The 15,662-nt window shown below is 61.9% G+C and carries 10 protein-coding genes and 1 pseudogene; 7 read left to right on the plus strand and 4 right to left on the minus strand.

Annotation, left to right across the window (positions count from 1 at the left end):
• Positions 1-13: 13 nt before the first annotated feature.
• From G494_RS0120700 to G494_RS0120715, 4 genes are read left to right on the plus strand one after another with little or no spacing between them, the layout of a single operon-like run.
• Positions 14-1,525, plus strand: coding sequence for a cobyric acid synthase (locus G494_RS0120700; protein WP_028586039.1), 1,512 nt, complete (start codon positions 14-16; stop codon positions 1,523-1,525).
• Entirely contained in the window at positions 1,522-2,604 is a 1,083-nt protein-coding gene (locus tag G494_RS0120705; RefSeq protein WP_028586040.1) for a pyridoxal phosphate-dependent aminotransferase, read from the plus strand. The genes G494_RS0120700 and G494_RS0120705 overlap by 4 nt, the downstream gene beginning before the upstream one ends.
• Entirely contained in the window at positions 2,604-3,584 is a 981-nt protein-coding gene (gene cbiB / locus G494_RS0120710) for an adenosylcobinamide-phosphate synthase CbiB (RefSeq protein ID WP_028586041.1), read from the plus strand. The genes G494_RS0120705 and cbiB overlap by 1 nt, the downstream gene beginning before the upstream one ends.
• A 16-nt stretch (positions 3,585-3,600) precedes the next feature.
• A complete protein-coding gene (locus tag G494_RS0120715; protein WP_028586042.1) occupies positions 3,601-3,798 on the plus strand; it encodes a hypothetical protein in 198 nt (65 codons plus the stop codon).
• A gap of 83 nt (positions 3,799-3,881) precedes the next feature.
• Here G494_RS0120715 and G494_RS0120720 read toward each other — a convergent pair whose 3' ends face one another.
• A complete protein-coding gene (locus G494_RS0120720; RefSeq protein WP_028586043.1) occupies positions 3,882-5,303 on the minus strand; it encodes an NAD-dependent succinate-semialdehyde dehydrogenase in 1,422 nt (473 codons plus the stop codon).
• A 407-nt stretch (positions 5,304-5,710) separates the two neighbouring features.
• Between G494_RS0120720 and G494_RS0120725 the strand changes: the two genes are divergently transcribed.
• The gene (locus tag G494_RS0120725; RefSeq protein ID WP_028586044.1) at positions 5,711-8,167 is read left to right on the plus strand and encodes a cache domain-containing protein; all 2,457 of its coding nucleotides are present in this window, start codon (positions 5,711-5,713) and stop codon (positions 8,165-8,167) included.
• A gap of 15 nt (positions 8,168-8,182) precedes the next feature.
• On the opposite strand, the gene G494_RS0120730 is transcribed toward G494_RS0120725, so the two are convergent.
• The 3 genes from G494_RS0120730 to G494_RS0120740 form a co-directional block, all read right to left on the minus strand.
• Positions 8,183-9,676 (minus strand): sensor domain-containing diguanylate cyclase, encoded by a 1,494-nt coding sequence (locus G494_RS0120730; protein ID WP_028586045.1) that lies wholly within the window; start codon positions 9,674-9,676, stop codon positions 8,183-8,185.
• Between the two features lie 95 nt (positions 9,677-9,771).
• Positions 9,772-12,897 (minus strand): efflux RND transporter permease subunit, encoded by a 3,126-nt coding sequence (locus tag G494_RS0120735; protein WP_028586046.1) that lies wholly within the window; start codon positions 12,895-12,897, stop codon positions 9,772-9,774.
• A 4-nt stretch (positions 12,898-12,901) separates the two neighbouring features.
• The gene (locus tag G494_RS0120740) at positions 12,902-13,951 is read right to left on the minus strand and encodes an efflux RND transporter periplasmic adaptor subunit (RefSeq protein ID WP_035247890.1); all 1,050 of its coding nucleotides are present in this window, start codon (positions 13,949-13,951) and stop codon (positions 12,902-12,904) included.
• 588 nt (positions 13,952-14,539) lie between these two features.
• On the opposite strand from G494_RS0120740, the gene G494_RS0120745 reads away from it, so the two are divergent.
• Entirely contained in the window at positions 14,540-14,818 is a 279-nt protein-coding gene (locus G494_RS0120745) for an OadG family protein (RefSeq protein WP_028586048.1), read from the plus strand.
• Between the two features lie 77 nt (positions 14,819-14,895).
• Positions 14,896-15,662, plus strand: a pseudogene (locus G494_RS0120750) (biotin attachment protein); the annotation flags it as partial.

Genomic DNA, 15,662 nt, shown 5'->3' on the forward strand with positions numbered 1-15,662 from the left:
GACGGGCGAAGCCATGGGGAAACAAGCTGTTTGTGTTGCTGTCTTAGGAACAGGGTCTGATGTGGGCAAATCCATAGTCACCTCCGCCCTCTGCCGGATCCTGGCCAATCAGGGGGTCCGGGTGGCGCCGTTCAAGGCCCAGAACATGTCCAATAACTCCGGAGTCACGGCCGAGGGCTTGGAGATGGGGCGGGCCCAGATCGTCCAGGCCGAGGCGGCCAGGATTGCCCCCCATGTGGACATGAACCCGGTGCTGCTCAAGCCCACCAGCGACGTCGGCTCCCAGGTGGTGCTCCACGGCAAGGCCTGGCTGGAGGCCTCGGCCAGATCCTACTATGAGCAGAAGGCCTTTCTCTTCCAGGAGAGCTGTGCCGCCCTGGACCGGCTGCGTAATCAGTATGAGGTGGTGGTGATGGAGGGGGCCGGCTCCTGCGCCGAGGTCAACCTGATGGCCAACGATATCGTCAACCTCCGGGCCGCGGCCTATGCCCAGGCCCCGGTGATCCTGGTGGCGGATATCGATCGGGGCGGGGTCTTTGCCCAGATCGTCGGCACCCTGGCCTGCCTCTCTTCCGAGCAGCAGGAGCAGATCGCAGGCTTTGTGATCAATCGCTTCCGGGGCGATATCCGCCTGTTTCAACCCGGAGTGGACTGGATCGAGGAGCGTACCGCTAAGCCGGTCTTCGGGGTGCTGCCCTGGTACAGACACTTTCATATCGAGGCCGAAGATGCGGTGACCATTGAAAACGTCCCCTCCTATACCCAGGCGAGCCAGGACCAGCCGGCGGTGGCGGTGATCAAGCTGCCCCATATCTCCAACTTTACCGATTTTGATCCGCTGCTCCACACCCCGGGTCTGGAACTGGTCTACCTCCAGCAGCCCCAGGATCTGGCCTCCTTTGCCGGGGTGATCCTGCCCGGCTCCAAGAGTACCCGCAGCGACCTGGAGTGGCTGGCAGAGAGTGGCTGGCAGGAGCGGTTGCTGGCCTATGCCCGGGGGGGCGGCCATGTCCTGGGGGTCTGTGGCGGCTACCAGATGCTGGGCAGTCAGGTCCACGATCCCCAGGGGATAGAGGGGCAGCCCGGCTCCACCCGGGGCCTGGGGCTGTTGGAGGTGGAGACCGTGCTCAAGGCCCCCAAGACCACCACCCTGACCGACTTCTCCTGGGCCGGCCATCAGGGCCGGGGTTATGAGATTCACATGGGCCAGACCACCCTCCAGGGAGGCCGGCCCCTGATCGAGGTGGAGCAGAGAAACCAAGAGGCGTGCCAGGACAGCGACGGCTGCATCAGTGCAGACGGCCGGGTGATCGGCACCTATATCCACGGCCTCTTTGATACCCCGGCCATCACGGCTCACTGGCTGCAGGCCATCGGCCTGGCAGAGATCCGGCCGGATCAGAGCCACGGGCCGCTGGCCCGGGACAGGGCCTATGAACAGCTGGCCGAGCACATGGCCGAGCATCTGGATGTGGAGGCCATCCTGGCCTTGATCCATCGACAGAGAGAGGGAGGAGCAGCATGATCCAGGGACACGGCGGCAATATCGCCTCAGCAGCGCTCGAGCTGGGTTGCAGTCCGGAAGATATCGTTGACATGAGCAGCAACATCAACCCCCTGGGGGTGATGCCCGGCCTGCTCGATCATCTCTGCGACCAGCTGGACCGGGTGATGGTCCTGCCCGAGGTGGATGCCGGGGGGGCGGTAGCGGCTATGGCACGGATCCTGGATCTGGACCCCGGCCGGATCCTGATGGGTACCGGCACCACCCAGTTCATCTACAACGTCTGTCCGGCCCTGGAATCCCGGCGGGTGCTGATCGTCGGTCCCACCTACGCCGATTACGCCTCCAGCTGCGCCATGCACCGGGTGGAGGCCGACTTCTTCCTGGCCAGGGCGGAAGACCAGTTTCTGGTGGATAGCGGCAGATTGGCTGAGCAGGCCCGCTCCTATGACACGGTCTTTCTCTGTAATCCCGACAACCCCACCGGCCAGCTGATCCCCCATGACCAGCTCCTGGCCCTCTGCAGCGAACTCCCTGAGACCACCTTTATCATCGACGAGTCCTACCTCTCCTTTCTGCCGGTCGCCCAGGATCGGAGTATGGTCAACTGCGGGCTGGCCAACGTGGTGGTGCTCTGGTCCATCTCCAAGATCTTCGGCATTCCGGGGCTGCGGGCCGGCTTTCTGGTGGCCGATCCCGAGGTGCTGAGCCGCTTCGGCCGCTACATGCAGCCCTGGTGTGCCAACAGCCTGGCCCAGGAGGCGGTCGTCTATTTGGCCGACCACGGGGGGCTGCTCCAGGAGTTTCTCCAGGTCACCAAGGAGTACCTCGACCGGGAGCTGAGCCTGTTTCGCCGGCGCCTGGCAGAGACCTCCCTGGAGCTCTATCCCAGCCATACCCCCTATCAGCTGATCCGTCTGCCCCAGCCCCATAGCGCCGAATCCGTCTCTGCGGCCATGCTGCGGGAGCGGATCCTGATCCGTAACTGCAGCAACTTCCATGGCCTGGACCAGGGTTTTGTCCGGATCTCCCTCAAGGGAGCGGAGCTGAACCGGCGGGCAGCCCATGGTCTGAGAGACGTGATCCTGGAGGGGGCGTGATGGAACCGTTTTTTTCTCCCGGCTCCGGCTGGTCGCTGCTCCTGGTCCTGCCGGCAGCCTTTCTTCTGGACAGTGTGGTTGGCGATCCCCGGGGCCTGCCCCATCCCATCCGCTGGATGGGAAAGGCCATCGAGTCTGCCGAGCCGCCCTGCCGGGCCCTGGTCAGGAATCCCCGCCAGGCCGGCCTGCTCTTTGCCCTGCTCCTGATCGGCGGGACCTGGTTGCTGAGCAGCCTGCTCCTGGGACTGGTCAGCGCTCTCCACCCCCTGGCCGGTTTTGTCCTGGAGGTGATCATGCTCTTCTACTGTCTCTCGGCCCGTTCCCTGGCCCAGGCCGCCAGGGAGATCTACCAGCTGCTCATCGCCGGTGAGGTGGATCGGGCCAGGCAGGCCGTGGCCATGATCGTCGGCCGGGATGTGGGCTCCTATGGGGGGGATGACATCGCCCGGGCAACGGTGGAGACGGTGGCGGAAAATTTTGTGGACGGGGTGCTCTCTCCGCTCTTCTTTGCTGCCCTGGGCGGCGGGCCCCTGGCCCTGTGCTACAAGATGGTCAACACCCTGGACTCCATGGTGGGTTACAAGAATGAACGCTACCTGGATTTTGGCCGGGCCGCGGCTCGGATCGATGACCTGGCCAACTTTCTGCCGGCCCGCGGGGCAGTGGCGGTGATCAGCCTGGCCGCTCAACTCTCGCCCCTCAAGAGCGGCCGGCTGGCCTGGGAGACCGGACGCCTGGAGGGCAGCCAGCACGCCAGTCCCAATGCCGGCTATCCCGAGGCCGCCTTTGCCGGGGCCTTGGGGGTACGGCTGAACGGGCCCAACTATTACGGGGGCAAGCTGGTGGACAAACCCTTTATCGGCAAACTCTTTGCCCCGCCCAAGGTTGTCCATATCGATCGGGCCTGCTCCCTGATGATGCGGGCCTCGGCCCTGGGGTGCCTCCTTGCCTGGCTGCTGGCCTGGCTGCTGATCCTGTGAAACCAGAGAGGAAAAGATGAAAAAGATTCCCTGCGAACTGACCCTGGGTAACGGCGGCGATGTCATCGCCATGGTGCCCCTGGAGGCGGATGGTACCCTGTGTATCCCCCGCTATTCCCTCTACGGCACCTTCAAGGAGGGGGTGATCGCCTGCCGGGTGATGAATCCGGCCGACCAGGAGGTCGTGGTCCGAGAGGTCTGGGAGGAGGGCTAGCCGCCCTCACCCTCCCTGCCTGCCCGGGCCTGTCCGGGGGGATGTTCCGGACTGTAAGCCCTTGCCTCCTCTACGCTTGCCCCTTAGATGGTGATCCCGGCCAGGCGCACATCCAGATATTCTTCCAGGCCGAGCCGTGCCCCCTCCCTGCCCAGACCACTGAGCTTGATGCCGCCAAAGGGGGCGGCCGCGCTGGTGGGGTTGATATCGTTGATCCCCACCATCCCGAACTGGAGCTGTTCAAAGCTGCGCAGGGCACGTTTCAGGTCCCTGGTGTAGACATAGGCGGCCAGTCCATAGTCGGTGTCATTGGCCATGGCAATGATATCGTCCCGGTCGTCAAAGGGGATGACCGCTGCCACCGGCCCAAAGGTCTCTTCCCGGTAGATCAGCATCTCTGGGCGGACCCCGGTGAGCAGGGTAGGGGCATAGAAAGTTCCCTGGTCCAGGCCCCTGTCCGTCAGCCGGTGGCCCCCGCAGAGCAGGCTGGCACCCCGGTCCACCGCATCCCGGACCTGGGCGTCGACCTTGTCCAGGGCCGCCTGGTTCACCAGTGGCCCCACCTGTACCCCCTGGTCCAGACCGTTGCCGGCCCGCATGGCCGTGATCCGGTCAAGCAGGGTCTGGACAAAGGGTTCCAGAATGGAGCGATGCACATAGATGCGGTTGGGGCAGATACAGGCCTGGCCGGTGTTGAGGAACTTGACCAGGGCTGCGCCCTTGGCCGCGTGGACCGGGTCGGCATCTGCAAAGACGATGAAGGGGGCATGGCCGCCCAGTTCCATTGAGACCCGTTTGAGCTGGGGTGCAGCCAGGGTGGCCAGCTGCTTGCCCACAGCGGTTGAACCGGTGAAGGTCAGCTTGCGGACCAGGGGGTTGGTGCAGAACTCTTCACCGATGGGGGCGGGCTCGGCTGCGGTCACCAGGTTGACACAGCCCGCAGGCGCACCGGCCGCTGCAAAGATCCGAAACAGGGCCATGGCCGTGAGCGGGGTCGCCTCTGCCGGCTTGAGCACCACGGTGCAGCCGGCTGCCAGGGCCGGGGCCACCTTGCGGGTGATCATCGAGACCGGGTAGTTCCAGGGAGTGACGGCCCCCACCACCCCCACGGGCCGGTGCTGGACCAGGAAGCGTTGGTTGCTCCGGGCCGAGGGGATGGTTTCGCCGTAGATCCGTTTGGCCTCTTCGGCAAACCAGAGGAGGAAGTCGGCGCCATAGGCCACCTCGATCCGGGCGGCAGCCAGGGGCTTGCCCTGTTCACGGGTCATCAGCCGGGCCAGTTCTTCCTGTTGTTCCCTCATCAACTGGTGGGCCCGGTAGAGCAGGGCACTGCGTTCGTAGCTGGTAGTCTGGGACCAGGCAGGGAAGGCGGCAGCCGCCGCAGCGATGGCCGTAGCTGCATCCTCCCTGGTGCCGTTCGCCACCTGGGCAATGAGCTCACCGTTGGCAGGGTTGGTCACAGGAAACTGGTCTTGGCGCTCAAGCCAGGTGCCGTTGATAAACATGGGGCCTCCTTGGTTGAAGAATGGTCAACGCTCCCGGCCTACGCTAGCCTGGAGCCTGGGCAGACCCCCTGTTGCGGTCAACAAGGACCCTGGTCTGCCAACGATCCGTTGTGGTAACTCTGCTGCTCTCACAGGGTACCGGCTAGTGTGAAAAATTGCTTTTTTTTCCCGTCTCTGCCTGAGTCTTTGCGTTATGGTGTACCTCTTGTCTTCGGAATATCCGTTATATGGCTGCGGTGGAAATTCCCCATGCCGTGATCCTGAGCGGGAAATATCATTTTTCAAAGTACCCTGCAGGCAAGGGTCGGCAGAGGGCTTCTCGCCTTGCCTGAAATTTCGTGGTGTTCGTCTCTCTGCGGCCGCCTTTGTCAGCACCAAGAACGTCATTCCTGCCAGAGGAAGGAGTCATGCAACTGTTCTCAAGTTTCCATAAGACCATCACCGCAAGCCTGATTGTGGTGGCCTTCCTGGCCGCCGTCTCGGTCGCGGCCCTCTGGCTGACCAGGGAAGTGTTGAGCTTTAAGCAGGAGATCAGGGCACTGGAGGCCGGCTACCTGGCGAACTCCAAAGAGAGGGTCCGTGAAGAGGTGGCCCAGGTGGTGGAGCAGATCAAACTCCTGCGCGAGCATTCGGAAGAACGCCTGCTCAAGCGGCTCAAAAAGCGGGTCGAGCAGGCGGTGGGCATTGCCGAGGGTATCCATGCAGCCCAGGTCGCCACCATGGACGAGGCGGAGGTGAAGGCTCTGATTCGGGAGGCCTTGCGCGGGGCCAGCTTGGCCGATGGCCAGGGGGATTACTTTATCTATGACCGTGCCGGCAACAACATCCTGCTGCCCTTTGCCCCTGGATTGGAGGGAACCAGGCTTGCGGATCTCCAGGACAGCCGGGGAAGGTATATGGTTCGCCAGGCCATCGAGTTAATCAAGAACCAGGGGCAGGGCTGGTTGCGCTGGCACTGGGATCGGCCGGGCAATCCCTCGGTTCCTCGGGAAAAGATAGGCTATATACAGGCATTACCTTTCTTTGGCTGGTGGGTGGGCAGCGGTGAGTATCTGGAAGATTATGAGCAGGAGCTCAAGCAGATGGCCCTGGAGTGGATCGGCAGGGTGCGTTACGGCGGGGGAAAGTCGATCTTTGTCTATGACTATCAGGGGCTGACCCTGTCCAGTGTCAACCCTGCCCTTGTGGGGGCCAACCAGTGGGATTTTCAGGATGTCAACGGGGTGGCGGTGATCCAGGAGCTGATTCGCCTGGCTCGCCAGGAGGAGCAGGGCGGTTTTCTGGAATACGTGGGCACCATCCGGGCCAATACCGGCCTCCCTGCCGCCAAGATCGGTTATGCCCGGGGCGTGGATGGGTGGCAGTGGATGGTGGGAACCGCCATCTATGTGGACACCATCAACCAGGGCCTCATGAAGAGGCGTCAGCTCCTCTTCCAGACCATTCAACGGGACCTGCTCCTCATCGGGGTGCTGTTGTTGCTCTGCCTGCCGGCCATAATCTGGCTGTCGCGCTACCTGGGTCGCTCCATGGAGGCTGCCATCGAGGAGTGTCGCGATTTCATGGTGCAGCCGGTCAGGGCTGAGCAGGAGCAGGAGTTCGCTGCGCTTCCCTATCAGGAGTTTCACGCCCTGGCCCGTTCGGCCAGGGGGATGGCGGCTGAGCGCAGGAGGGAGGCCGTCGCCTTTGGTGCCATGGAGGAACAGCTCCAGCGGAGCCGTAAGATGGAGGCCCTGGGCGTCCTGGCCGGCGGCGTGGCCCATGACCTCAACAATGTCCTGGCCGGGATGGTCGGCTATCCTGATCTGATCCTCAACAGTTTGCCCGCTGACAGTCCCCAGCGTAAATTTCTCCTCACCATCAAAGAGACCGGCCAAAAGGCCGCCAATATCGTGGATGATCTGCTTTCCCTGGCCCGGCGCGGAGCGAGCCAGCGGTTGGTCATCGATCTCAACAACCTGGTGCGACAGTATCTCCGCTCTCCGGAATACAGCCAACTCTTTGCAGACTTTCAGGGGATTGAGGTGGTGGTTGAACTCGATCCTGAGCTGATGAAGATGAAGGGCTCCCAGGTACATCTGCAAAAGACGATCATGCATCTGATCTGCAACGGGATCCAAGCCCAACCCTATGGTGGGCGGATTACCATCGCCACCGAGAACTGCTATATCGATGGGACCGACCAACCCCTCGTCCCCCCAGGGGCTGAGGAGGGGGAGTACCTTATCCTCAGGGTGGCGGATGAGGGCAGCGCGGTCGCGCCGGAGGATATTGATCACATCTTTGAACCCTATTATTCCAAGAAAAAATTAGGGCGCAGCGGTACCGGCCTGGGGATGGCCGTGGTCTGGGCAACCGTCCAGGACCATGATGGCTTTATCCGGGTGAGTCCCCGGGAAGGGGGCGGGACGCTCTTTAGTCTCTACTTCAGGGCTACCAGGGAGGATATCCTCCAGGAGGTGCTCCAGGCCAGGCAGGGTGACTACCGGGGCAGGGGCCAGAGCGTTCTGGTGGTGGACGATATCAGGGAACAGCGGGAGCTGGCCAATGCCATCCTCACCAAGCTGGGCTATCGGAGCGTGGAGGTCGGCAGCGGAGCAGAGGCCATCGCCTATCTCCAGGATCATCCTGTGGATCTGGTGATGCTGGATATGATTCTGGCAGAAGCGGAGATGGATGGCCTGGAGACCTACAGGGGCATTATCCAGGTCTGTCCCGGCCAAAAGGCCATTATCGTCAGTGGCTACGCTGAAACCGAGCGGGTGAAGGAGGCGATCTGCTCGGGGGTGGGGCGTTTCGTGAAAAAACCCTACTCTGTGGCCAAGATCGGGGTAGCCATCAGGGATACCCTGGAGGAATCCTGACTTCCCGGCTGTGGTTCATCCCTCCACCCTGTTTCGGCCGCTTCGTTTGGCCGTGTACAGGGCCTGATCACTCTGGGCGATCAGACCGGCGCGGCCCAGCTCCGCTCCACAGTTGTCGCTGGCTGCAAGGCCGATGCTGACCGTTACCGCGATCTCCTGCTGGCCGATCCTGGTGCGGTACTGTTCCACCCCTCTGCGAATTCGCTGGGCCAGGACCCTGGCCCCGCTGCTGCCGATTTCCGGCAGGATAATGGCAAACTCCTCCCCACCATAGCGGGCCACAATGTCCACCTTGCGAACCAGCTCAACCATCCTCTGGCCCACCTCTTTCAAGACCCGGTCACCCACCGGGTGACCATAGGTGTCGTTGATCTGCTTGAAGTAATCGATATCCAGCATGATCAGGGCAAGGGGGTGGTCGTAACGGTGGCATCGTTGCAGTTCCTTTTCCAGGACCTCCTGAAAGTAGCGGTGGTTATAGAGTCCGGTCAGGTCATCCCTGAAGGCCAGTTCGCGCAGTTTGTCATTGGCCTCTTTCAGGTCCACGGCCAGTTGTTCGGCACTCTGTTTGGCCTGCTTGAGTTCCAGGACCACCTGTTCATAGGAAAAGTTGAGCTGGCGGAGCTCTTCGTTGGCCTCCTGCATGAGCAGAGAAAAGGGCTTCATCTCGCCGGGATCAAAGGAAAACAGCTCCATGATCTCGCGGGATCTTTCGCCGACTCCGTCGATCAGTTCCGTTATCTGGGAACTCTCGAGCCGGGATCCGGCCATGAGTTCCTGCTGCACCTCGATGGATTTACGGTTGCTCTGGTTGCCGTGATAGATGGAGCCGATCTTGTCGGCGATGCTGAGGATGCTGGCCGCCTGCTGGTGTTCGCCCCGGGATGGGGCGTGATGGGAGCGGATCGGCTCCACGATGCCGGCTGGAAAGTCCCACTGCTGGAGCAGCCGTGCCCCGAGCTGGGCATGGTCAAAGCCGAAGTGTTGCTGCTCCGCCGCGCAGAGGGGCTGGCCGTTGATTCGCTTCAGGTCCAGGATCTGGCTGAAGCCGACCCCATCGGAGAGGAACATGATCAGCACGCCGATGTCCTGGAGCAGGGCCGAGATAAAGAGATCCTGGTCCCGGTAGCCCATGGCGGTGCTCAGGCTCTCGGCAGCCACTGCCGTGGAGATGGCCCGCTTCCAGAAGAGCTCCAGGTTAAAGCCGGCCTGGTGGACACTGTTTAAGCCCTCCACGATCACGAAGGAGAGGGCGATGTTTTTCAGGGTATCGGTGCCGAGCAGCGAGGTGGCCTGGGTCAAGGAGCTGATCTCTCTGGGCAGGCCATAGAGGGAGGAGTTGGCAACCTTTAAGATCCGGGCCGTCAGGGCAGGGTCGGCACGGATGATCTCGGCCAGGTCGGCAAAGCTGCTCTCCTCCTGGCGTACCGCCTTGAGGATCTGGAGGGCAATGGCCGGAGGTGAAGGTAATTGTATCTTTTCGCTAAAAAAATCTTCCAGTGTACTCATCTGAAAACCTTGTTAGTGATGGTTGCTCTCTGCCAGGATTGCTGCCGGCAAGAGGGTCTGCGTCTTTGGGTGTGGGAGGATGAGGGCTGCTCAGCTTAGCCCCCTGGCTCCTCCTTGGCCTGGTTTCTCGGGCGTTCAAAGTGGATGAAGAAGGTCAGCAAGGAGGGGATCACAAACAGGGTGAACAGGGTGGAGAGCGCCAGGCCGCCCAAGAGGATCGAGCCCAGGCCCCGGTAGAGTTCACTGCCCGAGCCGGTGGCGATGACCAGCGGTGACATGGCCAGGACACTGGTGGTGGCGCTCATGAAGATGGGCCGGATTCGGGTGCGGACCGCATCGGAGATGGCGGCCGTGCCGCTGAAGTTGTTGTAGCGGACATTGTTGAGCGACTGGTGGACAATCAGGATGGCGTTGTTGACCACCGTGCCGATCAGGATGATAAAGCCCAGCATGGAGAGGATATCCATGGGCTGGGGGGCGATCAGGGCATTGACGCAGCGCAGGCCGATCAACCCGCCTGCCGCGGCCAGAGGCACGGTGAAGAGGATGATCAGGGGGTAGAAGAAGTTCTCAAACAGGGCCGCCATCAGCAGGTAGGTGATCACCACGGCCAGGAGCATGTTCCACTGCAGGGCCTGCCTGGTCTGGCTGAGTTTGTCCGCATTCCCGCCCACAGAGACGGTCACCCCGGTAAGTTTGCCGTCCTCGGCCAGGGGGGCGATGATCTCGCCCTCTATGATCTCCATGGCCTCCTGGAGGGCCAGCTCTGCGGGAGGGGTGACCTGGAGGGTGATGGTCCGGTTGCGCTCCAGGTGGTTGATCTGGGGCATACCCTGGGAATATTCCAGGGTGGCCAGGTCGCCGATCCGCACCAGGTCGCCGTAGCGGCTGACAATGGTGGCGTTGAGCAGGTCTTCCGGGGTCAGGAAGAGGGTCTCGTCGCCCTTGAGCACCAGGTCCACCTGCTTGGTGCCCTCGGGCCGGTACTCGTCGATCTTACGCCCATCCATCAGGATATCCACATAGATGCCCAGGTCAGACTCGCTCAAGCCGTTGGCCCGCATCTTTTCCTTATCCGGATGGATCTTGACCTCGGGATAGCTGGTCTCCAGGGAGGGCACCGGCCGGACCTGGGCGCCGGGGATGGCCTTGCCGGTCATCCCGAACAGGGTCCTGGCTGCCGCGACAATGGGCTCGATCTGTTCGCCGGAGATGTTGATCTCCACGGTCCTGCCCTTACCGATACCCGACTCAAAGATACCGGCCTGGATGCTGACCCCGAAGATGCCGGGGATGGACTGCATGATCCGGTTGAAGACCGGCATCATCTCCTTGGCCCTGGTCTCGTGGATACTGATGCCGCCAAAGAGGTTGATCCGGTCTGCGCCCACATAGAACATCTGTTTCATCTGGGGGATGCCGTCTCGGTTGTCCTCCTGGAAGTAGGGGGCCGCCTCCTGGTAGATGTAGCGGCCCATATCCTTCATCTTCTCCACCGAGTAGCCCGGCGGCGGGATCAGGATGTTGAGGATCAGGTTGCGGTTGCCCTGGGGCAGGTACTCGGCGCTGGGCAGCAGGCTGACGATCAGCACCAGGGACATGGCCGTAAAACCGACCACCGAGAGGATCCGGCTGGCGAGGTTGCGCATGCAGAGGCTGGAGAGGGCCATGATCATCCCGGCCAGCCATGGCCCCAGGCGGGACTGCTGCAGCCGGTTCTTCTTCCGGGGCCGGTTTCGGCGGTAGAGCAGGTTGATCATGGTGGGGATCACCGAGATGGAGACCACCAGGGAGAGGAGGATGGAGGAGGTGATGGCAATGGCAATGTCACGGAAGAGCTGACCTGCCTCTTCCTGGATAAAGACCACCGGCAGGAAGACCGCCACCGTGGTGGCGGTGGAGGCAAAGATCGCCCCCCAGACCTCCCGGGTGCCGTCGTAGGCGGCGGTCCAGGCGGATTTTCCCAGATGACGGTGGCGGTCGATGTTTTCCAGGACCACGATGGAGTTGTCCACCAGCATGCCCACGGCAAAGGAGATCCCGGCCAGGCTGACCACGTTCAGGTTCCGGCCGGTGAGCCAGAGCAGGATAAAGGCGCCGATGGCCGAGACCGGGATGGCGGTGGCAATGGTGGCCGTGGAGCGGATGCTTCTCAGAAAGAGGAGCAGTACCCCGATGGCCAGCAGGCCGCCGATGAAGACGTTGTTCTTGACCAGGGCAATGGCCCGGTTGATGTAGGGCCGCTGGTCATAGACCCAGTCGATGTAGAGGCCCTTGTCGGCCATGAGGGTGGTGTTGAGGCCTTGGACCGCCTTTTCCAGGCGATCACTCATCTCCAGGACATTGGCCCCCTGTTCCCGTCTGACCCCGATGACGATCACCTGGGAGCCGTTGTGGAGCACCGAGACATCCTCCTTTTCATGGCCCTTGGCCACCCGGGCCACATCTCCCAGGTAGACCCGGTTGGTGCCGTCATCGCGGATCACCACCTTGAGGAGATCCTCCGGCCTCTGGAACTGGCTGACGGTGCGGATCCGGTAGTTCTTCTTCTCGATGCCCAGGACCCCGGCCGCGATGTTGACGTTGGCCTGCTGGACCGCCTGGCTGAGCTGGTCGATGGAGACATCATAGCGGGCCATCTCCTGGGGATCGATGATGACCTCCAGTTGATTCTCGGTACCGCCGAAGACAAAGAGGGAACCCACCCCTGGGACCCGCTCCAGATGCTGGCGCACGGAATCCTCAAAAAAGGTCCGAAAGTGGTTGATGGGGGTGGGATTGTCGGCAAGGGGCCGGATCACCATCCAGATCACCGGTGAACTCTGGGCTCCTGCAGCCTCGATCACAGGTTCCCGGGCGGTCTCGGGATAGTCGGCGACCTCGTTGAGTTTGTTGGAGACCCGGAGCAGGGCATCGTCCAGGTTGGTGGCCAACTGGAAGGAGAGGGTGATCTCACCAAAGGAGTTGTAGCTGGCGCTCTCCATCTTGGAGAGCCCCTGTAAACCCTTGAGCGCCTCCTCCTGGGGCTCGATGATCTCCTTTTCCACCTCATAGGGCGTGGCCCCGCTCCAGGAGGTGCCCACCGTAATCTGGGGCGTCTCCACGTCCGGGGTGAGCTGGATGGGCAACTGCTTGAGGCCCAGGGTGCCGAAGAGGAGCACCAGGATGACTCCCACGGCCACGGAGACCGGCTTGTCCAGGGCATAACGGATGATATCCATCTCCTTACTCTCCTGTCACCATGACCGCCTGATCAGGACGGAGTCGTTCGTTGCCCTCGACAACCACCGGCATGCCCGGGACCAGGTAGGGGTTGTCTGCGGCCACCCGCTCTCCCAGGAAGGTGACGATATGCACCGGCAGGATGGCGGCCTTGCCCTCCTTGATGGTGTAGATGAAGTCCTTGCCCTGAAATGTAATCAGAGCGTCCCTGGGGATGATGCTCAGCCTTTGGCGCGCACCGATGGGCAGGTAGACCGTGGCCGACATGTTTTCCGCACCCCTGCTCAGGGGGGGGATTCGGATCTTGACAAAGACGTTCTTGGTCTTGGCATCGGCCCGGGGTTCGATGGTATCGATAATCCCGCCCATGGCAGTCTCAAAGGCATTGATGACCACCTCCACCTCGCTACCCGCCTCCAGATAGCGCAGCAGGGTCTCGCCCACCGGCACCTTGATGTAGAGTGCCTGGCTGGCACCGATGGCCACCACCTCCCCCCCCTGCTTGACCCAGTCGCCTGAGTCGACCCCTTTGTCGAGGATGACGCCGTCAAAGGGGGCGGTGATCAGGCTCTTCTTCTTCTTCAAGACCAGGCTGGCCAGGGTCTGGCGGGCGGCCTGTTGCTCCATGGCGGCATTGTTGAAGGCGTACTGGGCATCGTCATACTTCCTCTGGCTGGCTCCGCGGTTTTCCAAAAGGCTCTGCTGTCGCTGGAAATTCTTCTGAGCCAGTTTCACCTGGAGTGCGGCCTGCTCCACCCTGGTGGTAGCCAGGGCGATCTCGATATCCAGCAGCTCGGTGTTGAGCTGTACCAGGGGTTGGCCCTCCTTGACCAGGTCGCCGCTGCGGACCTCCACCCGTTCCACCTGGCCGGCGACCTCACTGGCCACCTCACTCTTGCGGTCATAGTAGAGCAGGCCAAGAAACCCCTTACTGGGAGCCACCTCTTCCTGGACAATGGGCGCGGTCCTGACCTTGGCCGCAGGTGGGGCCTGGGCAGAGCTGGTGGAGAAGAGGACGAGCAGCAGGAGCAGGCTGAGGAACAGACGACGCATGGAGTGCCTCTGGATTAGAAGGAATGGGTGATGGTTCTGTCCGGAGAAAAGCTGTCCCGGCCTACCCCCCCCCAGGATGGGCTGAAAGTTGCTGCGTTTTTCCCAGGCCTAAGAGGCTCTCCGGAACCGTCTCCCAGGGGGTAACTGATCAGGAAAATAAAGATATTACGATAAACGAGGGCAGGTTGAAACTCAACTGATTTTTCCGGATCGGCCCTTTTCCTGCTGGGATCAGGACAGGGCAGCAGTGGTGGGCGTCCCGGGCATGGCAGTGGTAGCCCTTGCCGGCAGGAGGGTCGGCCTGCAAGAGGTGGGTCAGATTCCTCCACCCTGGCAGTGCAGGCATGGGTGGAAATCCGCCACTATGAAGGCAGGGTGGCGGCGCGGAAAGTTTGATTTCATCGTTTTTTCAGGTAGATGTTTGTTTTTTGTTTTCTCGGGTCCCATCCTTGCTTGGAAAGGGGAACTGTCAATGATCCCTGTATACACCGACTGGAGCAGCGCAGGCCTTAGGCCGGAGCGCACTCCAGGGGGGCCCGGGGGGACCGGGTAGAGGTGTTGGGGGACGCATTTCAAGGAAAACCAATCATGCTGTTTGAAGGTGTGAAGTTACTGTTCGTCGGCATGGCCACGGTCCTCTTGTTTCTGAGCTTTACCATCGCTCTGATCCAGCTGGTTTCACGACTGGCCAGGGGGGCTGTGGCCCGGGAGGTGGAGGCCATCCGCCTGGAGCGGCAGCACCGCAACCTGGCCCGGCAGCAGTCCGCTGCTCTGCCGGGGGCAGGGGCGGCCGATGTTGAGGATGATATCGTGGTGATCGCCGCTGCCGTGGGCGCCTATGAGGCGGAGCTGTTGGCCGGGGCCTGAGTGATCTGGCTCAGGGATGACTGGTTCGGGTTCTGTCAAGATGAAGTAGAGCTTTTTTTCAAAGCAAGGAGAATGTTGTGGCTAAGAAAGTAATTCGTTTTATGGATACCTCGTTTCGGGACGGTTTCCAGTCCGTGTTCGGAGCCAGGGTATTGACCAACGATTTTCTGCCGGCCCTGAAGGCCTCGGTGGACGCCGGAATCACCCACCTGGAGGCAGGCGGCGGGGCCAGGTTTCAGAGCCTCTTCTTTTACTGCGGGGAATCGGCCTTTGACATGATGGATCGTTTTCGGCTGGAGGTGGGCAAGGAGGCGGAGCTGCAGACCCTTGCCCGGGGGATCAACGTGGTGGCCCTGAGCCAGTGTCCCCGGGACATCATCGATCTCCACGCCAAGATGTTCAAGAAGCACGGCATGACCACCATCCGTAACTTCGATGCCCTCAACGATATCCGCAACCTGGAGTATTCGGGTCAGCGGATCGTCCACCACGGCCTCAAACATCAGGTGGTGATCTCGATCATGGACCTGCCGCCGGGCTGCACCGGAGCCCATACCGTGGAATTTTACATGGATCGGCTCAAGCAGCTGCTGGCGGCCGAGGTCCCCTTTCACTCCATCTGCTTCAAGGATGCCTCGGGCACGGCCAACCCCAAGAAGGTCCACGATACCTTCAAGGCGGCCCGGCAGCTGGTGCCCGAGGATACGATCCTCTGGTTCCATACCCATGACACCGCGGATCTGGGCATCGCCCAGAACCTGGCCGCCATCAACGGCGGGGCCGACGGCATCGACCTGGCCAAGGCCCCGGTCAGCGGTGGGACCTGCCAGCCCGATATCCTCTC

This window comes from Desulfogranum mediterraneum DSM 13871 (genome assembly GCF_000429965.1).
In the GTDB taxonomy this organism is placed as follows: Bacteria; Desulfobacterota; Desulfobulbia; order Desulfobulbales; family Desulfobulbaceae; genus Desulfogranum; species Desulfogranum mediterraneum.